The following is a 22,303-nucleotide window of genomic DNA, read 5'->3' as shown; positions in this document are numbered from 1 at the left end:
CGGCGGGCGGGAACCCTTTCGGTTCCCGCCCGCCGTGGTTCTGCGTTCAGGTGTTCCTGACCACAGGAACGGTGCGTCCCGCCTAGATGGCGGCTACTCCGCGCTCTCCGGTCCGGACCCGCACTGCTTCGTGGACGTCGATGGTCCAGACCTTGCCGTCCCCGGCCCGGCCGGTGTTGGAGCTGGCGATGATCACGTCCAGGATGTCGTCAGACTGTTCGTCGGTGGCCAGGACTTCGACGCGGATCTTGGGAAGAAGGTCCACATTGTATTCGGCCCCGCGGTACACCTCGGTGTAGCCGCGCTGGCGTCCGTAGCCGCTGGCCGCGCTTACGGTGAGCCCCTGCACGCCGTAGGCTTCCAGTCCTTCCCGGATGGCTTCGAGCTTCTCCGGCCTGACGATTGCAGTGATCAGTTTCATGCCCCCACACTTTCCTTGCCTGTTGCCGGCTGTGCCTTCTGTGCTCCGGTTGCGGATTCCCGGTTGTCCGCCTGGGTCTTGCCCATCACCATGTCGTGCAGCGGCTGGAAGCTGCCACCGTGGCCGCCGACACCGAACTCGTAGGCAGTCTCGGCGTGCAGGCTGAGGTCTGCACCGGCGATTTCCTGGTGCTCGGAGATGCGGAAGCCCATGGCCTTGTGGATCGGGTAGGCGATGATCAGGGTCATCACCCCGGTGAAGGCGATGGAGAACAGTGCTGCCAGGACCTGGGCCACCAGCTGGGTGGCGCCGCCGCCGTAGAACAGGCCGGCTGCACCCTGGTCGGGGGTGGCGAGGAAGCCGATGGCGACGGTTCCGATAACACCTGCGACGAGGTGGACGCCCACGACATCCAGTGAGTCGTCATAGCCGAGCTTGAACTTCAGGCCGACCGCCAGGGCCGAGGCGATGCCGGCGACGACGCCCAGGGCGATCGCACCGAGCGGTGAGACGTTGGCGCAGGCGGGGGTGATGGCGACCAGGCCGGCAACCACACCTGAAGCGGCACCAAGCGAGGTGGGGTGTCCGTCGCGGATGCGTTCCACGGCGAGCCAGCCCAGCATCGCGGCGGCCGGGGCTGCCAGGGTGTTGATCCAGATCAGGCCGGCCTGCTCCACGGTGGCGGCGGCGCCGGCGTTGAACCCGAACCAGCCGAACCACAGGATGGCTGCACCGAGCATGACGAACGGAATGTTGTGCGGGCGGTGGTTCGGGTCCTTGCCGAAGCCCTTCCGGTTGCCAATGATCAGCACCAGCACCAGGCCGGCAACACCGGCGTTGATGTGCACCACGGTGCCTCCGGCGAAGTCGATGACCGGAGCGAAGGTCTGGCCGAACCAGCCGTCCTTGGAGAACAGGCCGCCGCCCCACACCATGAACGCCAGCGGCGCGTAGACCAGCGTGGCCCAGATCGGCGTGAAGATCACCCAGGCAGAGAACTTGGCGCGGTCAGCGACGGCACCGGAGATCAGTGCGACTGTGATGATCGCGAAGGTTGCGGCGTAGCCTACCTTCAGCAGGTCTGCCGGATCCGTGAAGTTGTGAAGGCCAAAGTGGCTGAACGGGTTGGCGAAGATCTGGAAGAAGTTGTCCTCGTTGCTCGTGGACATGGAGGCGCCCCACAACACCCACGTGATACCGACCGTGCCGATGGCGACGAAGCTCATCATCATCATGTTCAGTGCCGACTTGGCGCGCGTCATGCCGCCATAAAAGAATGCCAGGCCCGGGGTCATGAACAGCACGAGTGCTGCCGCAACCAGGAGCCAAACGAGACCTGCGGTGAGTTCCATGGCCTACGTCCTCTCTTGCTTTTGGTGCGGACTTGTCCGCCTGCCAACGCCTTTTTGCGTCCTGTAACGAGTGTGTCGTTGGCTTGTTTCGGCCGCGGAGGATTTAGATTGCGGGCCTGTTACAACAACCTCTAGGAAGTAAATGGTGCATATCCGCCTTGTTACGGTTATGTTTCCGCACTCGCGCAGCCACCCGGCTCCCTTTCCAGCAAGGACTTCAGCACCATGACGGCACCACCCCCGGTAAACGGCGCCACCGCAAGGATCTTGGCCCGTATCAGGCCGCAACGGGAGAAGCTTCCGCGGGACATCAAGGTGATGCTGGCCGCAGCGTTCCTCATCGCCCTTGGATTCGGGCTTGTTGCCCCCGTATTGCCGCAATTCGCAACAACCTTTGGGGTGGGAAACACGGAGGCGGCAGTCATCGTGGCGATCTTCGCGTTCATGCGCCTGGCGTTTGCTCCGGCCGGCGGCGCCCTGATCGGAAAGCGGGGCGAACGGCCCGTCTACGTTGCCGGGCTCCTGATCGTGGCACTGTCCACGGCAGCGTGCGCCTTTGCCCAGGACTACTGGCAGCTGCTGTTGTTCCGGGGCCTGGGCGGGGCGGGGTCAGTGATGTTCACGGTGGCCTCGATGGCCCTGGTGATAAGGCTGGCGCCGCCCCAGAGCAGGGGCAGGGTCTCCGGGGCCTACGCATCGGCGTTCCTGATCGGGAACGTCTGCGGCCCCATCGTGGGCGGGCTGCTGGCCGGGCTGGGCCTTCGGGTTCCGTTCCTGGCGTACGCCGGTGCCCTGCTCGTGGCCGCGTTCGTGGTGCAGACCCAGTTGAGCCATCAGCGCCAGGGCGCCGGCGAGGTCCGGGAACGCGCACCGGACATGCGCTTCGGCGATGCCCTGGCGGCCGGGACGTACCGGTCGGCGCTCCTGTCCAGCTTTGCCAACGGTTGGGCCACCTTCGGCGTCCGGATGGCAACTGTCCCCTTGTTCGCCGCGGCCGCGTTCGGGGCGGGCCCGCAGGCGGCGGGCCTCGCCTTGGCAGTGTTCGCCGCGGGCAACGCGGCCGCCCTGACTTTCTCGGGGCGCCTGGCGGACTCCCTGGGACGAAAGCCCATGATGATTTCCGGGCTGGTGGTGGCCGGCCTGTCAACAGCGTCGATCGGCATCACCCACGATCTGCCCTGGTTCCTCGCGGCGTCGACGCTGGCCGGCGTCGGATCCGGCCTTTTCGGTCCCGCGCAGCAGGCCGCAGTGGCGGACGTGATCGGCAGCGGACGCTCCGGCGGCAAGGTGCTGGCCGTGTACCAGATGACGTCGGACGTCGGAGCGATCGTTGGACCGGTCGCGGCGGGCCTGCTTGCGGACGGACTGGGATTCGGCTGGGCGTTCGGGGTCACGGGCGCCACGATGCTGCTGGCCGCCGTCGGGTGGCTGCCCACCCGGGAAACCCTCCGGGTTAAACCCAACTAGCTCGCATTTGTTGTCATTTTGAGGGCTCAAAACGACAACAAATGCGAGCCAGTCGGGCGGGCAGCTAGTTCAGCAGCGCGTCGACGAAGCCTTCGGTGTCGAACGGAGCCAGGTCGTCCGCGCCTTCGCCCAGTCCGATGAGCTTCACGGGGACGCCCAGCGTCTTCTGGATGGCGACGACGATGCCGCCCTTGGCGGTTCCGTCAAGCTTGGTCAGCACGATGCCGGTGATGTTGACCACCTCGGAGAAGACCCTCGCCTGGTTCAGGCCGTTCTGGCCGGTGGTTGCGTCCAGGACCAGCAGGACCTCGTCCACTTCGGCCAGCTTCTCCACTACGCGCTTGACCTTGCCCAGCTCGTCCATCAGGCCCACCTTGTTCTGCAGGCGGCCCGCGGTGTCGATCATGACGACGTCGACTTCCTGCTCGATGCCGGCCTTCACCGCTTCGTAGGCGACCGACGCAGGGTCCGCGCCGTCGATGTCGGACTTGACCGTGGGGACGCCAACGCGCTGGCCCCACGTTGCCAGCTGCTCGGCGGCGGCGGCCCGGAAGGTGTCGGCCGCCCCCAGCAGGACGTCCTTGTCCTCGGCCACCAGTACCCGGGCCAGCTTGCCCACGGTGGTGGTCTTTCCGACGCCGTTGACGCCCACCACCATCATGACGGCCGGCTTGTCCGCATGCCGCTCAACATGCAGGCTGCGGTCCATGGTGGGATCGACCAGCTTGATGAGTTCTTCGCGGAGCATGGCCTTGACGTGTTCGGGGGTCCTGGTGCCGAGCACCTTGACCCGCTCCCGGAGTGCATCCACCAGCTGCATGGTCGGTTCGGTGCCCAGGTCGGCGAGCAGGAGTGTTTCCTCTACCTCGTCCCAGACGCTCTCGTCGATCCGGTCGCTGGACAGGAGGGCCAGCAGGCCCTTGCCCATGATGTTGTTGGAGCGGACCAGCCGCTCCCGCAGCCTGGTGAGGCGCCCTGCGACCGGCAGCGGGGTTTCGACCGGGATGGTTTCGAGTCCGGCTGCATCGTCCGGGACGGTGGTGGTGTCAACAAGGTCGGGGCCGGCCTCACCGGGTGCCCCCCGCTCGATGGTGCCGGTGCTGTCCTGCACTGCCGTGCCGCCCCCGGAGCGGACCGCAGGATCGTTGGCGTCCCGGGTGTCCGGGTACCGGGTGATGTTCCTCCGCGTCTTGATCAGGACCGGGATCAGCCCGCCGATGACCACCAGGGCAGCAAGGATGGACAGGACAATGGGAAGGATGTCATTCACTCCCCTAGCTTCTCATACGCGGTCCGCCCGGTTCGGGCGCCGGCAGGGCACCTGACCTGCTCCGATGCCGCCTGGTATGGCTGCTACACCTCGGCGCCGAGGCGCTGACTGATCACGGTGGACACGCCGTCGCCCCGCATGGTGACGCCGTAGAGCGCGTCCGCCACCTCCATGGTCCGTTTTTGGTGGGTGATGACGATCAGCTGGCTGGACTCCCGGAGTTCCTCGAAAATGGTGATCAGGCGGCCCAGGTTGGTGTCGTCCAGCGCCGCCTCCACCTCGTCCATGACGTAGAACGGAGACGGCCGGGCCTTGAAGATGGCCACCAGCAGGGCCACCGCGGTGAGTGAGCGTTCGCCGCCGGAGAGCAGGGAGAGCCGTTTGATCTTTTTTCCGGCAGGGCGGGCCTCGACGTCGATGCCCGTGGTCAGCATGTCAGTGGGGTCGGTGAGGACCAGGCGGCCCTCACCCCCTGGGAACAGCCGGTCAAAAACCCTGACGAACTGGGCCTGAGTGTCCTCGAAGGCTTCCGCGAAGACACGCTGGACGCGGTCGTCCACTTCTTTAATGATGTCCAGCAGGTCCCGGCGGGACGCCTTCAGGTCCTCCAGCTGCGTGCTGAGGAACTGGTGCCGCTCCTCCAGCGCCGCGAATTCCTCAAGCGCCAGGGGGTTCACCTTGCCCAGGCTGGCGAGGTCGCGTTCGGCCTTCCGCAGCCGTTTCTCCTGTTCCTGGCGCACGTAGGGTTTGCCGTCCCGGATCTCCTCACCGGCGGCATCGACCGGAGCACGCAGGGCAGCCCATTTGTCGCCCGATTCCTCCGCAGGCACCGGAACCGGGACGTGCGGCCCGAACTCAGCGACCAAGGCCTCGGGCGTGATGCCCAGTTCGTCCACCGAACGTGCTTCAACGGCCTCGATCCTGGCCCGCTGCTGGGCCCTGGCAAGTTCGTCGCGGTGCACATTGTCAGTCAGGTCCGCAAGTTCACGGGCCAAGGCGTCGTTCGATTCCCGGATGTCCCGGAGTCCGCGGTCCCTCAGCTCCCGGTTCTCCTCTGCCAGGTCGCGTTCGTGGCGCGCGAGTTCCACGGAGACGTCCACGTAGCCAAGGGCCACCCCCACCCCGGCGGAAACGGCTGCGGCACGCCGGGCCTGGATGCGGCGGCGGCGAGCGCGTTCGGCCGCTTCCTCCCGGGCCCGGCGTTCAGTGGCGGCCGCGCGTTCCAGTGAGGCCGCCCGGTTGCCAGTGGCTGCCAGCTGTTCCTCGGCGCTGCGCAGGGACAACCGGGCCTCAACCTCGGCGGCGCGGGCTGCGGAGGCGGCGTGCGCCAGCTCGTCCCGCTGTTCGGTGGAGGGTTCCGCCTCGACGGGAGCTTCCTGGGCGGCCGCGAGGCGGGCGGTGATGGCTGCGAGCGCCTCTTCCTCGGCGGCCACGTTCTCTTCGGCGCGGGCAAGGGACGCAGCAAGCCGCCCGCTCTCGCCAACGGCGCTGCGCAGGACCGAGTTGAGGTGGCCCAGGCGTTCGGCGACGGCCGCGAGGCGGGCATCGGATTCGTGCAGCCGTTCCAGGGCCGCGTCCGCGTCCTCCTGCGCCGCGGTGCGCCGGGCCTCGGCGGCGGCCAGGGCGAACCTGTTCCGCTCCAGGTCCGCTGTGACCGCCGACAGTTCGCGCCCGGCGTCGTCCACTGCCGCCCGGACCTCCAGGAGCGACGGCGCCTTCGCCGACCCGCCGGTCGCCGAGACGGCGGTAAACACATCCCCCTCCCGGGTGACCGCCGTGACGCCGGGCAGCGTGGCCACGAGCGCCGCCGCGCCATCCATGCCGGGGACGACCACGGTTTGCGCCAGCAGGTGCCGGACCAAGGACACCTCCACCGCCGGGCCGTCCACCAGCCCGCCGGCCCACCGGGCGCCGTCCGGAAGCTCCACGTCCAGGGCGTCCCGCGGCTGGTCCTCGGCCGCGGACGCGAGGAGCAGGGCCGCACGGCCGCCGTCGTCGTCCTTGAGGGCCTGCAGGACCGCGGCCGCCGTGTCCGCGTCCTGGACCAGGATGGCCTCCGACGACTGGCCCAGCGCCGCCGCGATTGCCGCCTCGAAACCGGCCTGCACCGTGAGCGCGGCCGCGAGGCTGCCCCGGACGCCCGGGAGCCCGGCCTCCAGAGCGTGCCGGGCACCGTCCTTGCGGTCCAGGCCGAGTTTCAGGGCTTCCAGGCGCGCGGCGAGGGCGTCGCGTTTGCGGATTCCTTCGTTGACGGCATTCTTGAGGCCGGCGATGTCGCCCAGCACCGCATCGAGCACGTCGCTGGCGGCCTCATACTCGGCGTCGAGGGACTCTTCCCCCTCCTCCACTCCCGCCACCTGGTTTTCCAGGGCCGTGAATTCGGATTGTGCCTTGGCGCGCCGTTCGGTGCCGGCGGCAAGGGATTCGCGGAGCCTGCCCAGCTCCGCCTGGGCCGACTCAACCCGTGACCGTGCCGCCGCGACCTGCCCTGCGAGGCGCGCCAGGCCTTCCCGGCGGTCAGCGGCTGCCCTCAACTGGGCGGTGAGCCGCTGGTCTTCGGCGCGCGCGGCCTGCTCGGCGTCGGCTTTGGCGGTGCTTGCGGCGTCCAGGGCGCCGCGCCGGCGCACAATGTCCGCTTCGAGTTCGGACAGCTCCTGCCGCACCCGTGCGGCCTGGCGTTCCAGTTGTTCCGGGTCCCGCCCGGAAGGGGCCGGGGCGTCGTCGGAGCCCAGCAGGCGGCTTCGTTCCGTGGCCAATGTGCCCAGGGAACGGAGCCGTTCCCTGGCGGTGGACAGCCGGTACCAGGTGTCGCGCGCGGCGTTGAGCCGGGGCGTGGCCTCCGCGGCCAGCTGTTCCATCGCGGCCTGCTGCCTGCGGCCGGCTTCGAGTTCCTGTTCGACGGCGGTCCGGCGGGCTTTGAGTGCGGCTTCGTCGGCCACATCCTGTTCCAGGGCCTGCTGGAGCTGGACAAGGTCATCGGCAAGGAGGCGTGCCCGGGCGTCCCGGACATCGAACTGGACCCGCTGGGCGCGGCGGGCCACTTCCGCCTGCTTTCCGAGGGGCGTGAGCTGGCGCCGGATCTCCCCGGTGAGGTCGGTCAGCCGCTGGAGGTTGGCCTGCATCGCCTCCAGTTTGCGGACGGTCCGCTCCTTGCGCCTGCGGTGCTTGAGGATGCCGGCGGCCTCCTCGATGAAGCCGCGCCGGTCCTCCGGGGTGGCGTGCAGGACCCGGTCCAGCTGCCCCTGGCCCACAATGACGTGCATTTCCCGGCCCAGCCCGGAGTCGGACAACAATTCCTGGATATCCAGCAGCCGGCACCCGGCACCATTGATCGCATACTCGGATCCGCCCGTCCGGAAGAGGGTCCGCGAGATGGTCACTTCGCTGTACTCGATGGGCAGGGCGCCATCGGTGTTGTCGATGGTCAGCGACACATGGGCGCGCCCCAGCGGCGGCCGGCCGGACGTCCCGGCGAAAATGACATCCTCCATCTTGCCGCCCCGAAGGGTCTTGGCCCCTTGCTCGCCCATCACCCAGGCCAGGGCGTCAACCACGTTGGACTTGCCGGAGCCGTTGGGACCCACGACGGCGGTGACGCCGGGTTCGAAGTCGAAGGTGGTGGCAGACGCGAAGGACTTGAACCCCCGGACGGTGAGGCTTTTGAGGTGCAAGGCTTTCCTGGTCTCCTGGCGGGGGTAGGGAACGATGCTGGAACCGGCTCCCTATAATCTACTGCGCAGGGGCGACAATTCCCGTCCAGCACTCCGTGGCCGGTGCCGGCTCCCCGGGCCAATATGCATGATCGGGTGCTGCAAAGGCATAGTTAAGCTCTTGGGCCTGCACTGATGTGGGTACAGTCACCGCGTGGCTGCAGGACAAAAACGAAGAGGGGCTTGAATTGGCAGGTAATGCAACCTTCCGGCACAGCAATACCGCACTGCTTTCCGTGAGCAGCGTCGAGGCTCCGCGGATCGTCAGTTCCACGGATTTCGACCGCAGGCTGGCCTCGACCCTGCAGCGGCTGAAGTTTCCGCCGCGGCTGCTCGAGCGCGTGGCCGGCATCACGCACCGCCGGTGGTGGGCTGCGGGGACCTCGTTTGATGATGCTGCCATCGAGGCCGGCGCCAAGGCGCTTGCCGAGGCGGGCATCGAACCGTCGGAGGTGGGCCTGCTGATCAACACGTCGGTGACGCGGCGGAACCTGGAGCCCTCAGTCGCGGTGAAGATCCATCACGGACTGAGCCTGCCGTCGTCGGCCATGAACTTTGACCTCGCCAATGCCTGCCTGGGGTTCGTGAACGCCCTGACCCTGGCGGCCAACATGATCGATTCCGGACAGATCCGGTACGCGGTGATCGTCAACGGCGAGGACGCCCAGATGACGCAGGAGGCCACGCTTGCCCGGCTGCAGCGTCCTGAAACAACGCGTGAGGACTTCAACCGGGAGTTCGCCACGCTGACGCTCGGGTCCGGCGCCGCCGCCGCCGTCCTGGGCCCGGCGGACCAGCACCCCGGCGCCCACCGGATCGTGGGCGGCGTGATGCGGGCCGGCACCGAGCACCACGACCTCTGCGTGGGCGGTATTGACGGTATGGCCACCGACACCAAGGGCCTGCTCGACGGCGGCCTGCAGCTGGTGGTGGATGCCTGGCACGAGGCCCAGCCGGAGTGGGACTGGACCGGGATGGACCGCTACGTCACGCACCAGGTCAGCAACGCCTACACCCAAGCCATCATCAACGCGATCGACCTGGACCCGGACAAGGTCCCCATCACCTTCCCGCACTGGGGCAACGTGGGCCCCGCGTCGTTGCCGATGACGCTTGCCGCCGAGACGCAGACCCTCGGAAGCGGGGACAGGGTCCTGTGCATGGGCGTCGGTTCGGGCCTGAACACTGCGATGCTGGAAATCGTTTGGTGATCGCGGCCTGGCCCGGCGTCGACGCCGAATGGTCGCGCAAGATCGATGTTCCGTCCACGGCGGGCACGGACCCGGCAGGCACGGTGCACCGCTGGCACGTGCTGGATAACGGGCCGCAGCTGGAGCGGCTCGGCCTGGTCCCGGCCGGGACGCTGCTGTGCGTGCACGGCAACCCCACCTGGTCCTACCTCTGGCGGAGCCTGCTTGCTGCCGGAACCGACCCGGCCCGGCCTTGGCGCGTGGTGGCGGTGGACCAGCTGGACATGGGCTTCTCCGAACGCACCGGTGTGTTCCGCCGGCTCGCCGACAGGATCAGCGACCTTGGCGACCTCACCGATGCCCTGGGACTGGACGGGCCCGTGGTCACCGCGGGCCACGACTGGGGCGGCGTGATCAGCCTCGGCTGGGCCTTGGCCCATCAGCACCAGCTCGCCGGCGTGGTGCTCACCAACACTGCCGTCCACCAGCCCGGCGGTTCCCGGATCCCGCCGGCACTGCGCCTGGCGCTGCATCCGGCCGTGCACAAGTGGGGAACCACGACGTCGGACGCTTTCCTGCGGGTGACGCACTCGCTCGCCAGCCCGCCGCTGCCGGCGGATATCCGGGCCGCATATATGGCCCCGTACCGCGGGGTTTCACGCCGTCAGGGCGTGGGAAACTTTGTGGCCGACATCCCCGTGGATGCATCCCATCCCAGCCACCCGGCACTCACCCACGTGGCCGAAGGCCTCCGGGGCCTGGACGTCCCCGCCTTGATGTTGTGGGGCCCGCGGGACCCGATCTTCTCCGACCGGTACCTAAAAGACCTCTTGCAGCGAATGCCGGCGGCCAAGGTGCACCGCTACGAGGGCGCCGGACACCTTCTGGCGGAAGACCGGAACATCGCCCCGGCCATCGTCGGCTGGCTCGCGGAGCACGTCGCCGGAACGGAAGGTACGACGGCGGCCGGTGGCTCCGCGCCGAAAGGCACCGGGGCGGGCCATGCCGTGTCTGCCGGACAGGACGGGTTCCGTCCCCTCTGGACGCTCCTTGATGAGCTCGCAGCCGGGCCCGCCGGCAGCGGGACGGCGGTCTCGGAGATGGCGCCGGACGGCAGCGTTGCCCGTTCGCTCAGCTGGGAACAGCTGGAAAAGAACGTTGCCGACGTGTCAGCCGGGCTGGCCGGGCTCGGCGTCGGCAAGGGCAGCCGCGTGAGCCTGATGGTCCCGCCCGGAGTGGACCTGACGGTGGCCCTCTATGCCTGCCTGCGCCTGGGAGCCGTGGTGGTGGTGGCTGACGCCGGCCTGGGCACCAAGGGGCTGAGCCGTGCCGTCAAAGGGGCCACCCCGGATTTCCTGATAGGAATCGACAAGGCGCTGGCGGCGGCCCGGGTCCTCGGATGGGCTGCCAGGCTTATCAGCGTGGCCGACCTGGCCGCCGGGCGCCGCCGCATCCTTGGGGTCGAAGCGTCCCTCCCCGGCCTGGCAGAGGCAGGAGCCCGCAGCGGAGACCGCTCCAGCGAGAGCCCGGCGCCGGACCAGCCCGCAGCCGTGCTGTTCACGTCCGGTTCCACCGGGCCCGCCAAGGGCGTCGTCTACACGCACCGGCAACTGGCAGCGATGCGGGATACCGTGGCTGAAACCTTCGGGATCCAGCCCGGTGACCGCCTGGTGGCGGGCTTCGCGCCATTCGCCCTGCTGGGGCCGGCCCTGGGCGCCGTCTCGGTGACACCTGCCATGGACGTCACGGCCCCGCGCACCTTGACGGCGTGTGCCCTCGCCGAAGCGGCCTCGGCAGTTGACGCAACGGTGGTTTTCGCCTCGCCTGCGGCGCTGCGCAATGTCCTGGCCACCGAGAGCGGCCTCAGCTCCGCCGGCGCCGCGGCGTTGGCCCGCGTCGAACTGCTGCTCTCCGCCGGCGCCCCCGTTCCGGAACCGCTCCTCGCCGGGGTGCAGCGGCTGCTGCCCCGTGCCTCATTGCACACGCCGTACGGGATGACCGAAGCCCTTCCCGTCACCGATATCAGCCTTGAACAAATCCGGGCCGCCGGAGCCGGGACTGTGGCGGGGGCCGGCAATGGGGTCTGCGTGGGCCTGCCCGTCCATGGCGCCCGGGTTGCCGTCCTCCCGCTGGCAGAGGACGGCACAGCTCCCGCAGCCCGCCCCGTGACGGAGCCCGGTGTCACCGGCGAGATACTGGTCAGCGCGCCGCATGTTAAGGACTCCTACGACCGGCTTTGGCTCACCCAGCAAGCGAGCGCCGGCACGGCCGGATGGCACCGCACCGGGGACGTGGGCCACTTCGACGCCGAGGGACGGCTGTGGGTGGAAGGGCGCCTGGCGCACATCGTGACAGCTCCAGGAGCGGTGGTAACGCCGGTGGGTCCTGAACAGGCCATCGAGACCCTGGACAGCGTGCGCATGGCCGCCGTTGTTGGGGTGGGACCGGCGGGGACCCAGGCCGTCGTCGCGGTGGTGGAAACCGTGCCTACCGCCCGCAAGGCCGGTCCTGCGGACCCCGAACTGGCCGGACGGGTGCGTGAGGCGGCTGCCGCAGCGGGTGTGCCCGTGTCAGCGGTCCTGGTGGTGCCCGCCCAGCCCACCGATATCCGCCACAACGCCAAAATCGACCGGACCCGGCTGTCCCGCTGGGCGTCGAAGGTGCTGGCCGGCGGCCGACCGGGGACGCCGTGAAAGTCCTGGTCACCGGGGCGAGCGGGCTCCTGGGCCGGGAGGTGGCCGCGTTGCTGGTGCGCCGGGGACACACCGTGGCCACCTTCCAACGGCGTCCCTCGGGCGTTGACGGCGCCGCCGACCGTTGCAACTCCCTCACCGATGATGCCGCAGTCAAGGAAGCGGTGCAGGGCATGGAAGCGGTGGTCCACCTGGCCGCCAAGGTTTCCTTCACCGGCCGCGCAGCGGAGTTTGACGAGGTGAATGTCCGGGGAACCCGGCGCCTGCTCCACGCCGCCCGCGAGGCCGGCGTGCGGGACCTGGTGTACGTGTCCTCCCCGTCCGTGGCCAACACGGGGGCCGCCATCGCCGGGTTGGGGGCAGAACCGGCGGACCCCGAACACGCGCATGGCAACTACTCGCGCACCAAGGCCCGGGCCGAGCTGGCGGCCCTCGCCGCGGACGCCCCGGACTTCCGCGTCACCGCGGTCCGCCCGCACGTCGTCTGGGGTCCGGGAGACACGCAGTTGGTGGAGCGTGTGCTGGCGCGGGCCGCGGCACGCCGGCTGCCGCTGCTCGATGCCGGCGCCGCCCTGATCGACACCACGTTCGTTGACAACGCCGCGGCCGCGATCGTGGCGGCGCTGGACCGGATGGGGCACGTCCATGGCAGGGCCATTGTGGTCACTAATGGGGAACCCCGGCCTGTCGGCGAGCTGTTGGCCGGCATCTGCGCTGCCGGCGGGGTGCCGGCGCCGTCGTGGTCGGTGCCCGGCAGGCTTGCGCGGCTTGCGGGCTCGGTGGTGGAACGGGCCTGGCTCCGGTCCGGCCGGGAGGAGGAACCGCCCATGACGGCCTTCCTTGCCGAGCAACTGTCCACGGCCCACTGGTTCGACCAGCGCGAAACCCGGGCCCTCCTGGACTGGGTTCCGGAGGTGTCGCTGGATGAGGGATTGGCGCGGCTGGCCGACTACTACAGACCAGGTTTCACGGCTGGCACCCGACTCCGCTGACTTCGGGAAGCCGCCGGTTCAGCGGACAGACAGAGGTCTCCAGTTCAGCGGACGACGGCGGGCGGCCAGGAGTGCCCGGTGAGGAGCGGGTGCCGCGCCGGGTTCCGGGGGCATGCTGTGGAACCTACCAGCGGCCGTTCCGCGGCCGGGGCTGGCACACGGGGCACGTGTGGGACGAACGGTTCATGAACTGCTCGCGGCGGATAATCGACTGGATTCCCACTGCGGCACAGCGTTTGCAGGGCTCGCCGCCGCGCCCGTAGGCGTTAAGGGACCTGTCGAAGTAGCCCGAGGCTCCGTTGACGTTGACGTACAGGGAGTCGAAACTGGTGCCCCCGGCCGCCAGGGCATCCAGCATCACCTCGCGGGCGCTGTCCAGGACGCGCTGCGCCTCGGCCCGGCGGAGTGTGTCGGTGGCCCGTGCGTAGTGAAGCTTCGCGCGCCACAGGGCTTCGTCGGCGTAGATGTTTCCGATCCCGGACACCATCCCCTGGTCCAGGAGTGCCCGTTTGAGCCCGGTTTTACGTTTCCGGAGGCGCTGGTAGAAGAGATCGAAGGAGAATGCGGGGTCCAGCGGGTCCCGGGCTATATGGGCTGCTTCCGCCGCGATCAACGGAAGCGGCGATTCGGCGAGACCCCCGGGGCCGCCGTCATCGGTGGGTACCAGGGCAGTCACGAAGAGGCCGCCGAAGATCCGCTGGTCAACGAAGCGCAGTTGGTCCGGCATGCCCTCACGCGGACTGAGGGTCAGCCGTACTTTGAGGTGTTTCTCGTCGGGAACGCCCGGGCCCTGCATCAGCAGCTGTCCGCTCATACCCAGGTGCGCCATGAGGGCAACTTCCGGTGCCTGGCTGGTTTCCGGATGTCCGGGCCCGGCAGCGCCGTTGTCCGTCAGCGGCATCCAGAGGAATTTACCGCGACGGACCACGTCGGACACCGTGGCGCCTTCGAGGTTGCCGATGAAGTCTTGAGCCCCCAGTGCGTGACGCCGGATGGAGCGCGGGTCGAGGACATCGACGCTTTGGACGGTCCTGCCGCGGACCCAGCGGACCAGGCCGCGGCGCACCACTTCAACCTCGGGAAGTTCCGGCACGGACGCTACTTGGCGGCTGCGGAGCCGGCGGACGTACCGGCGGTATCCTGGGCTCCAGCCCCCGAAAGCACCCGCCACGCGTCGGCTGCGGCTTCCTGTTCGGCTTCTTTCTTCGAATGCCCGGAGCCCTTGCCGTAGGCGTTGCCGCCGATGTTCAGGACGGCCGTGAACGTCCGGGCATGGTCCGGTCCCGAGCCGTCCACTGCGTAGTGGATGCTGCCGAGCTGCCGGCTGGCAGCCAGTTCCTGAATGCTGGTCTTCCAGTCGGTTCCGGCGCCCAGGACGGCGGCGTCCTTCAGCATCGGACCGATCAGCCGCATAACCAGCCGACGGGCGGTCTCGATGTCGTTGGAGACGTAGGTGGCACCGATCAGGGCTTCCATGGTGTCCGCAAGGATGGACGCCTTGTTCTTCCCGTGGGTGAGCTTTTCGCCCTGCCCGAGGTAGATGAATTCGCCGATGCCCAGGCTGCGTCCGATGCCGGCCAGTGCACGGGTGCTGACGACGGCGGACCGGCGCTTGGCGAGCTCGCCTTCGGGCAGGTCCGGGTTGTCCCGGTACAGGGCATCGGTCACCGAGAAGCCCAGAATCGAGTCCCCCAGGAACTCGAGCCGCTCATTGGTGGGTATGCCGCCGTTCTCGTAGGCATACGAACGGTGGGTGAGCGCAAGACGAAGCGTCCCGGCGTCAATAGAGACACCGAGACGCTTCAGAAGCTCTTCAGTTGAAGACATCAGTCAGCCTGTTGGGCCGATTAGACGTCAGCGACCTTGCGGCCCTTGTACTCAAGGAACAGCGCGGTGCCAGCAGAGTCGGTAACGACCTTTGCCTGGTGCGGCAAGCTGTAGGTGACCTGGCCGTTCTCAACGGTCTTCACCAGGTGGGGGGCGGTCGCCTTCCACTGCGAGCGGCGGGCGCGGGTATTCGAGCGAGACATTTTCCGCTTGGGAACAGCCACGGCTAACTCATTTCTCTCTAGACAAACACGTACAAATCAATTTTGCCGGTCAGGCTTAGCCATATCAGCTAGGGCAGCCCAGCGAGGATCCAGGACCTCGTGGTGGTGCCCCGGCTCGTCTTCCAGGCGAGCTCCGCATTCGGAGCAAAGGCCCTGGCAGTCTTCCCGGCACACCGGCTGGAACGGCAGGTTGGTGACAACCGCGTCCCGCAACACCGGTTCAAGATCGATTACATCGTGCTCGACTCGACGTTGCTCTTCATCTTCTTCTTCGTCCGAAAGCTCAGCACCTTCATAGAAGAAAAGTTCTTGCACATTGACCTCAAGGTCATACGCAAGGGGATCCAGGCATCGGCCGCATTCGCCGGTTACTTCGACGGCAGCGGTTCCTGATACCAGAATTCCTTCGTGTACGGCCTCAAGCCTCAGGTCAAGCTCGACATCCGAGCCTTCCTGAACACCAATGAGCGCCACACCAAGATCACTCGGTGCGGGTACATGTTCCTTCAGTGTCCGCATGCTTCCCGGGCTGCGCCCGAGGTCCTTGACGTCGAACGCCAGGGGCGAACCAGCATCTCTTTTAATGAGAACTCCTGTTGAACATATGACCGACGTACCATCCTAGCCTGAAGAGCCATGGTGACTCAAACCGGCATGCGGCGGCGCCGAAGTACCCGTCCATCCTACCGTCTTGGCCGCTGATCCGGGCCAGGCTCGCCGGTCACCAGGCGGCGGTGCACCGAACGGGGCACGTAGTCCGAGACGCTGCCGCCCAGTGCCGCCACCTCTTTGATCAGGGTGGACGACAAGTGGAGGTAGCTGGCCTCAGCCGGGAGGAACACTGTTTCCACGCCGCTGAGCTGCCGGTTCATCGTCGCCATGGGAAGTTCGTAGTCAAAATCCGACGACGAGCGCAGCCCCTTGACGATGGCGGACACCCCACGGTGCCGGCAGTATTCGGCGAGCAGCCCGGCGCCTACAGGCTCCACCACGATGCCTTTGAGCGAAGCCAGCGTCTCCCGGGCCATGTCCAGCCGCTCTTCCAGGGTGAACATGTAGTTCTTGGCGTAGTTGGTGGAGATGGCCACGATGACCTCGTCAAAAAGGCCTGCTGCCCGGGCTATGACTTCGAGATGGCCGTTGTGGATGGGGTCGAAGGATCCGGGGCACACAGCGCGTCTCATGCTCCGAACCTACCGCATGGAAAGGCCGGGATACCATGACTGGATGCATCCTCCACGGGAACTTTCCGCGCCCCTGGCACCTGCTCCCTGGCAGCGGACCGCGCTCGGCGCCAACCTGCTGGCACGCGACGGCGGACTGGGTGTCACCATCTTCGAAGAGATGACCACCCTTGCCGTCCAGACCGGCGCCATCAACCTGGGCCAGGGCTTCCCGGATGAGGACGGGCCGCTGGAGATCAGGGAGGCGGCGCGCGCGGCCATCGCCGCCGGAGCCAACCAGTACGCGCCCGGAAAAGGCCTCCCCGAACTCCGCCAGGCGGTGTCCGCACACCAGGAACGCTTCTACGGATTGACGCCCGATCCCGCCACGGAGGTCATCATCACCACCGGGGCCACCGAAGGGATCGCGGCCGCACTGCTGGCATTCGCCGGTCCCGGCGACGAAGTCCTGACCTTCGAGCCGTTCTACGACTCCTACGGTGCGGTCATCGGCCTCACCGGCGCCACCCACGTGACCGTACCGCTGGCCGCCCCGGACTTCATGCCTGACCTCTCCGCGCTGGAATCGGCGTTCAGCGGCCGCACCCGCGTGGTGCTGCTGAACAACCCGCACAATCCCACCGGCGCTGTTTTTCCGAAAGCCGTCCTGCAGCGGGTGGTAGACCTTGCTGCCAAGCACGGCAGCATCATCGTCACCGACGAGGTGTACGAGCACCTCACGTTCGGGGTCACCCATGTCCCCGTGGCAACCCTGCCCGGAGCCGCCGGGAACACGATCACCATCTCCTCGGCCGGAAAGACGTTCTCGCTGACAGGCTGGAAGGTGGGCTGGCTGACCGGGCCCGAGGACCTGGTGGCTGCGGTGCGGACGGTGAAGCAGTTCCTTACGTACAGTTCCGGAACCCCGTTCCAGGCAGCAATCGCCACGGGCCTGGGCCAGCCTGACGCTTTCTTCCACGGCATCGCAGCCACCCTGGAGAAGAAACGGGACATCCTCAGCGCAGGCCTCAGGGATGCCGGATTTGACGTCTTCACGCCGCAGGGCACTTACTTCGTCAACGTGGACACCGCACCGCTGGGCATCACCGATGCGCTGGACCTCGCCCGCCGCCTGCCCGCACTGGTGGGTGTTGCAGCCATCCCGGTCCCGGTCTTCTGCCATCCTGAGGGCGCGGAACGGACGCGCAGCCTGCTGCGTTTCGCCTTCTGCAAGAAGGACGACGTCCTGGCGGAAGCTGCCTCACGGCTGGCAACACTCCGCGGCAGGCTCTGATGTCCGCGGGGGCTGCCAGGCGCTTCCTGCGCACAACCGGCCAGCACGCCACGATCGAACCGGACACGTTCACCGACGGCGGCTATGTGCTGACCATCGGCGGAGCCGAACAGTCCCATGTCAACCTCAGCCGGCCCGACGAGATCTTCTACGAGTACCTGCGCAGGATCGGGCACCTGGTGGATCTCGCCGCACCGGCAGGGGAACCGGTCAGGGCCCTGCACCTGGGCGCCGGCGCGCTGACCCTTGCACGCTACATTCAGGCCACCCGGCCCGGCTCACCCCAATACGCGGTAGAGCTGGAACGGGAGCTGCTGGACTTTGTCCTGCGGCACCTGCCCCTGCCCGAAGGCACGGACCTGACCACCATGATCGGCGATGCCCGGGAGGCACTTGGCACGCTGGATCCCGGACTCACGTTCGACGTCGTCATCCTGGACATCTTCTCCGGGCCCGAGGCACCCGCCCACATCGCCTCCACTGGTTTCTACCGGGAGGCGCGGGACCGGTTGAGCCCGGAAGGGGTGCTGATCGTCAATGTGGGCGACGAGCCTGCCCTCACGTTGGTCAGGAGCCAGGTGGCGGCCATGCGGGAGGCCATGGCCGACGTTGCGGCGTTCGGCGAAGCAGGAGTTTTCGACGCACGGTACCCGGGAAACATCATCCTGGCAGGAACCCAAGGCCCCTGGCCGGAACAGTGGACAACAGAGTTGGCCGCCCGCGGCCCCCACCCTGGCCGGGTCCTGTCGGGAGTGGACCTGGACCCTTTCTCGGCCTAGTCCCCTACCCCTCGGCTCCGTCCGGTAGGTCGTCGGCGGAAATGGCATCGGGCACGGCCGGCTCGGCAAACCACAACCGGGTCTCGCCATACTTTTTCTCCGCGAACCGCGCCAGCCCGCCGGGCCACTCCGGCTCCGGAGAACGCGAGGACCGCTCCACCACCACCACGGCCCCTGCGGCCAGGTGGCCGGCGAGCTTCCGGAGCACCGCGGCCAACGCCTCTTCATCCAGCGGATAGGGCGGATCCAGGAACACCAGGTCCCAGGCAGCGGCATCCGGCGCGCGGTCAAGGAACGGTTCCACCTTGGAGCGGTGCACACTGACGGTTTTGCGGCCAAGGACGCCGTCGATGAGGTCCGCATTACGCTGGCACACTCCGCTGGCCTTGGCGTCGGACTCCACCAGGTCCACGGCCTGCGCTCCCCTGCTGGCACTTTCCACGCCCAGGGATCCGGAGCCTGCGTACAGGTCCAGGACCCTGGCGCCGGAGATCACGCCAAAAGCGTCCAGCCGGGAAAACAGCGCTTCCTTGACGCGGTCGGTGGTGGGACGGGTCAGGGAACCCGGGACGGCGTTCAACGGTGTACCACCCGCGGCGCCGGAAATGATCCGGGTCATCGCCGCTGCCGCCGTCCGCCAGCGCCCTGGGATCCTGCCGTGCTAACCGCGTTCAAGGAACGCCTCCTTCTCGGGATTGAGGTACTTCTCGATGGCATCGGCGAGTTCGGGGTGGCCCGCCAGCAACGGGTCCCCACCGACGATGTGCTGGGCGTCTTCCCTGGCCCGGGCGATGACGTCTTCGTGTTCGAGGACGCGCAACAGTTTCAGGGTGGAGCGTCCGCCGGACTGGGAAGCGCCCAGGATATCGCCTTCGCGGCGCAGCTTGAGGTCCTCCTGGGAGAGGACGAATCCGTCCGTGGTGGCCACCACGGCCTCCAGCCGCCGCCGGCTGGGATGTCCTTGTTCCAAGGAGGTGACCAGCAGGCAGGTTCCGGGCAGTCCGCCGCGGCCGACACGCCCGCGGAGCTGGTGCAGCTGCGAGATCCCGAACCGGTCGGCGTCCAGGATGACCATCAGGGTGGCGTTATGCACGTCCACGCCGACTTCGATCACGGTGGTGGAGACGAGCAGTTTGATCCGGTTGGCGGTGAAGCCGGCCATCGTCTCCGTCTTCAGTTCCGGGTCCTGGCGGCCATGCAGCGGTGCAAGCGGCACCCCCGCCAGCGACGGCTCGGCCAGCAGGTGCTCCACGACGGCGGTGACGGACGCGAGCTCCCGCCCTTCCTCTCCCTCCGCCCCCGGAGGTGCGGCCTCGCCGGGGCTGAAGTCGCCGTCGTCGTCCATGCCGATCTTGGGACAGACCACGTACACCTGGCGCCCTGCCTCGATCTCCTCGCGGGCGCGCGCCCAAATCCGCGCCGCCCAGGCGGGGTTCTCCGCGAGGCCCACGAGGTGGGTGGTGATCGGAGCCCGGCCCTTGGGCAATTCGCTGAGGGTGGACGTCTCCAGGTCCCCAAAAACCGTCATGGCAACTGTGCGCGGGATGGGGGTGGCGGTCATGACCAGCAGGTGCGGGGGCTTGCGCGCCTTGGCCCGCAGGGCGTCGCGCTGCTCCACGCCGAAACGGTGTTGTTCGTCCACCACGATGAGCCCGAGGTCGTAGAAGGAAACGTTGTCGCCGAGCAGTGCGTGGGTGCCAATGATGATTCCCGCCGTCCCCGAGACGGCGTCCAGCATGGCCTGCCTGCGCGCAGCGGTGGGCATGGAGCCCGTCAGCAGCGTGACCTGGACGGATGCGCCGTTTCCGCCGGCAAGCCCGCCCAGGAGGCCATCGCCGGACAACGGTCCCAGGCTGCGCCGGATGGAGTCGTAATGCTGGGCCGCAAGCACTTCGGTGGGGGCCAGGAGTGCTGCCTGCCCGCCGGCGTCGATCACCTGCAGCATGGCACGCAGCGCCACCACCGTCTTGCCGGAGCCCACCTCGCCCTGCAGCAGCCGGTTCATGGGAGTGTCGCGCGCCAGTTCCGCCATGAGGGTTTCGCCGACGGCGGCTTGGCCGGCGGTGAGCGTGAACGGCAGGTTGTCATCGAAGACGGCAAGGACGCCGTCATCCACCGGCCGCCGGGCGGTGGCTTCCTCGGCTGCGAGCTGGGCGCGGCGCCGTGCCAACGCGGACTGCAGGACCAGGGCTTCGTGGTAGCGGAGGCGGTCCCTGGCCCTGCGCCAATCCTCCGCGGACTCGGGAGCGTGGATCAACCTGTAGGCCCGGGAGACCGGCAGGAACCCTTCGCGGTGGGACACCTCCGCGGGCAGCGGATCCGGCAGGGCATCAAGGTCGAGTGTCTCCAGGAGGGTGGCTATGGTCTTCTGGATCTTCCAGCTGGGAAGTTTGGCGGTGGCCGGGTACACCGGGATGGGCATGGCAGCGAGTTTCTCCGGGTCCTGGCCGCTGTCGCTGAAGGGGTCTTCGTCCACCAGCTGGAAGTCCGGGTTGGTCAGGCCAAGCTGTCCCTTGAAGCTGGTGACCTTTCCGGAAAACAGGGCCCTGCGCCCCTGCAGGAGTTCGGTCTTGGCTTTGTACCCGTTGAAGAAGCTGATCTTGAGGGTCCCGGGCACCTTGCCGCGGAAGTCGCGGCCGCCCACCAGCCGGAGCCCCTGTTGACCGTCGTCGTCCGAAACGATGACATCGGTAATGGTTCCCCGGCGGGCCTGCATGGTCCGCGTGCTGCTGGACAGCACCCGGGCGATCAGGGTGACGTCCTCGTCCAGCGGCAGCTCGCTGATGGGGGTTAACTCACCGCGGCTCATGTAGCGGCGCGGGAAGTAATTCAGCAGCCCGTCCACGGTGGTGATTCCGAGGTGTTTCTCAATGACCGCTGCCGAGCGCTTCCCGATGCGCCGCTCCAGGGCCAGGTCGAGCTCAGCGTTCATGCCCGCCGGTGTTCACTGCGTCCATGTCCGGGTCCCGGGGCAGCGCGAGTTCGCTGATGCTGATCTGGGACGGTTCGCCCAGGGACCTGATGAGGGCGACGGCCTGGTCAGGCTGCGGCACGTGCACATGCACCCGCCACCGGTAATTTCCGGCGGGGTCAGCCCCGCTGCCCACCTGGCTCATGATGACGGACTCGCCGATCTCGTCGAGCCGCTGCCGGAGGGTGGCGGCGTTCAGCGGCGACAGGCTGATGGTGCACATGACTTCCACGCCGTCGTCGACCGGCATGGCGGCGTGGATGTGCGGATCGGAGACGTCGTAGCCGTGCAGGCCGTCCAGGAGCTCATTCTGCAGTTCCTCGCCCAGGACCGCCGAGCGCAGGCAGTCGAGGATGAGCAGCATTCCCACGCCGCCGGCATCCACAACGTGGGCGGACTGGAGGGCATCAAGCTGCTCTTCGGTGTGGATCACCGCGGCCAGGGCCCCCTCCACCGCTGCGTCGAGGGCGAGGCCCAGGGCGTGGTTGCTGTCGTCCCCGTCCTGGGCCGCGTCCACGGCGGCGACGGCGCGGGCGGCGGCTTCCATGACGGAAAGCATGGTTCCCGGAACGGGATCACTGAGGGCGGACCAGGCACGGATCTGGGCGCGGTTCAGCGCGGCCGAGAGGAGGGTGGACGTGACCCTGGTGTGGCCGGCAAGGGGCTCGGCCGCTGCGCACAGGAACACGGAGAAGAGGGTGCCGGAGTTTCCCCGGGCCTCCTCCATGGCCGCCTGCCCCGCCGTGGCGAGGACTTCCCCGACATCCACCGGAGCCGGCTGGTCGTCGGTGAGCACCAGGGAGCGGGCAGCAGCACGTACGGTGAGGTAGAGGTTGGTTCCGGTATCGCCGTCCGCCACCGGGAAGATATTGATGGCGTTGAGCCGGTCGCTGTGGTTCCCCAGGGCCGTTTCCGCCTTGCCCAGCCACCTCTTCATCGCCAGCGCGTTG

18 protein-coding genes are annotated in these 22,303 nt (G+C 68.1%); 6 read left to right on the top strand and 12 right to left on the bottom strand.

What is annotated here, in order from left to right; genetic code table 11:
- Positions 1–82: 82 nt before the first annotated feature.
- Positions 83–421: a P-II family nitrogen regulator gene (locus tag QRN53_RS10685; protein ID WP_285243988.1), complete on the bottom strand. Its 339-nt coding sequence runs from the start codon at positions 419–421 to the stop codon at positions 83–85.
- Positions 418–1,773 (bottom strand): ammonium transporter, encoded by a 1,356-nt coding sequence (locus QRN53_RS10680; RefSeq protein WP_285243987.1) that lies wholly within the window; start codon positions 1,771–1,773, stop codon positions 418–420. The genes QRN53_RS10685 and QRN53_RS10680 overlap by 4 nt, the downstream gene beginning before the upstream one ends.
- 225 nt (positions 1,774–1,998) lie before the next feature.
- Between QRN53_RS10680 and QRN53_RS10675 the strand changes: the two genes are divergently transcribed.
- A complete protein-coding gene (locus tag QRN53_RS10675; protein ID WP_285243986.1) occupies positions 1,999–3,240 on the top strand; it encodes an MFS transporter in 1,242 nt (413 codons plus the stop codon).
- A gap of 64 nt (positions 3,241–3,304) precedes the next feature.
- Here QRN53_RS10675 and ftsY read toward each other — a convergent pair whose 3' ends face one another.
- Both ftsY and smc read right to left on the bottom strand, forming a co-directional pair.
- Positions 3,305–4,510 carry a signal recognition particle-docking protein FtsY gene (gene ftsY / locus QRN53_RS10670; protein ID WP_285243985.1) on the bottom strand — a complete coding sequence of 402 codons (1,206 nt, stop codon included), beginning with the start codon at positions 4,508–4,510 and terminating at the stop codon, positions 3,305–3,307.
- A gap of 83 nt (positions 4,511–4,593) precedes the next feature.
- A complete protein-coding gene (smc, locus tag QRN53_RS10665; protein WP_285243984.1) occupies positions 4,594–8,181 on the bottom strand; it encodes a chromosome segregation protein SMC in 3,588 nt (1,195 codons plus the stop codon).
- A gap of 227 nt (positions 8,182–8,408) precedes the next feature.
- Between smc and QRN53_RS10660 the strand changes: the two genes are divergently transcribed.
- Genes QRN53_RS10660 through QRN53_RS10650 form a run of 3 tightly spaced genes read left to right on the top strand, consistent with a single transcriptional unit; the run spans position 8,409 to position 13,095 of the window.
- The gene (locus QRN53_RS10660) at positions 8,409–9,431 is read left to right on the top strand and encodes a 3-oxoacyl-ACP synthase III (protein ID WP_285243983.1); all 1,023 of its coding nucleotides are present in this window, start codon (positions 8,409–8,411) and stop codon (positions 9,429–9,431) included.
- The gene (locus QRN53_RS10655; RefSeq protein ID WP_285243982.1) at positions 9,425–12,103 is read left to right on the top strand and encodes an alpha/beta fold hydrolase; all 2,679 of its coding nucleotides are present in this window, start codon (positions 9,425–9,427) and stop codon (positions 12,101–12,103) included. The genes QRN53_RS10660 and QRN53_RS10655 overlap by 7 nt, the downstream gene beginning before the upstream one ends.
- On the top strand, positions 12,100–13,095 hold the full coding sequence (locus QRN53_RS10650; protein ID WP_285243981.1) for an NAD-dependent epimerase/dehydratase family protein: 996 nt from the start codon (positions 12,100–12,102) through the stop codon (positions 13,093–13,095). Before QRN53_RS10655 ends, QRN53_RS10650 begins: the two co-directional genes overlap by 4 nt.
- Positions 13,096–13,219: 124 nt before the next feature.
- Here QRN53_RS10650 and mutM read toward each other — a convergent pair whose 3' ends face one another.
- From mutM to coaD, 5 genes are all read right to left on the bottom strand, one after another.
- Positions 13,220–14,188: a bifunctional DNA-formamidopyrimidine glycosylase/DNA-(apurinic or apyrimidinic site) lyase gene (gene mutM / locus QRN53_RS10645; protein WP_285243980.1), complete on the bottom strand. Its 969-nt coding sequence runs from the start codon at positions 14,186–14,188 to the stop codon at positions 13,220–13,222.
- Between the two features lie 5 nt (positions 14,189–14,193).
- The gene (gene rnc, locus QRN53_RS10640; protein WP_285243979.1) at positions 14,194–14,922 is read right to left on the bottom strand and encodes a ribonuclease III; all 729 of its coding nucleotides are present in this window, start codon (positions 14,920–14,922) and stop codon (positions 14,194–14,196) included.
- A gap of 20 nt (positions 14,923–14,942) precedes the next feature.
- On the bottom strand, positions 14,943–15,146 hold the full coding sequence (rpmF, locus tag QRN53_RS10635; RefSeq protein WP_009356569.1) for a 50S ribosomal protein L32: 204 nt from the start codon (positions 15,144–15,146) through the stop codon (positions 14,943–14,945).
- Between the two features lie 36 nt (positions 15,147–15,182).
- On the bottom strand, positions 15,183–15,707 hold the full coding sequence (locus QRN53_RS10630) for a YceD family protein (protein WP_285244037.1): 525 nt from the start codon (positions 15,705–15,707) through the stop codon (positions 15,183–15,185).
- A 122-nt stretch (positions 15,708–15,829) separates the two neighbouring features.
- Positions 15,830–16,330, bottom strand: coding sequence for a pantetheine-phosphate adenylyltransferase (coaD, locus tag QRN53_RS10625; protein ID WP_285243978.1), 501 nt, complete (start codon positions 16,328–16,330; stop codon positions 15,830–15,832).
- Between the two features lie 43 nt (positions 16,331–16,373).
- On the opposite strand from coaD, the gene QRN53_RS10620 reads away from it, so the two are divergent.
- Complete coding sequence (locus QRN53_RS10620) at positions 16,374–17,603, top strand: aminotransferase class I/II-fold pyridoxal phosphate-dependent enzyme (RefSeq protein ID WP_285243977.1); 1,230 nt, start codon at positions 16,374–16,376, stop codon at positions 17,601–17,603.
- Positions 17,603–18,382, top strand: a complete 780-nt coding sequence (locus QRN53_RS10615; protein ID WP_285243976.1) for a spermidine synthase — start codon at positions 17,603–17,605, stop codon at positions 18,380–18,382. Before QRN53_RS10620 ends, QRN53_RS10615 begins: the two co-directional genes overlap by 1 nt.
- 4 nt (positions 18,383–18,386) lie before the next feature.
- On the opposite strand, the gene rsmD is transcribed toward QRN53_RS10615, so the two are convergent.
- The 3 genes from rsmD to QRN53_RS10600 are packed head-to-tail and all read right to left on the bottom strand — an operon-like array spanning position 18,387 to position 22,290.
- Positions 18,387–19,001, bottom strand: a complete 615-nt coding sequence (gene rsmD, locus QRN53_RS10610) for a 16S rRNA (guanine(966)-N(2))-methyltransferase RsmD (RefSeq protein ID WP_285243975.1) — start codon at positions 18,999–19,001, stop codon at positions 18,387–18,389.
- Positions 19,002–19,043: 42 nt separating this feature from the next.
- Positions 19,044–21,314 carry an ATP-dependent DNA helicase RecG gene (locus tag QRN53_RS10605; protein WP_285243974.1) on the bottom strand — a complete coding sequence of 757 codons (2,271 nt, stop codon included), beginning with the start codon at positions 21,312–21,314 and terminating at the stop codon, positions 19,044–19,046.
- Complete coding sequence (locus QRN53_RS10600; protein WP_285244036.1) at positions 21,304–22,290, bottom strand: DAK2 domain-containing protein; 987 nt, start codon at positions 22,288–22,290, stop codon at positions 21,304–21,306. Before QRN53_RS10600 ends, QRN53_RS10605 begins: the two co-directional genes overlap by 11 nt.
- Between the last annotated feature and the right edge of the window lie 13 nt (positions 22,291–22,303).

The organism is Pseudarthrobacter sp. fls2-241-R2A-127 (assembly GCF_030209355.1).
GTDB lineage: Bacteria > Actinomycetota > Actinomycetes > Actinomycetales > Micrococcaceae > Arthrobacter.
This window is presented reverse-complemented; position numbering and strand designations above follow the sequence as displayed.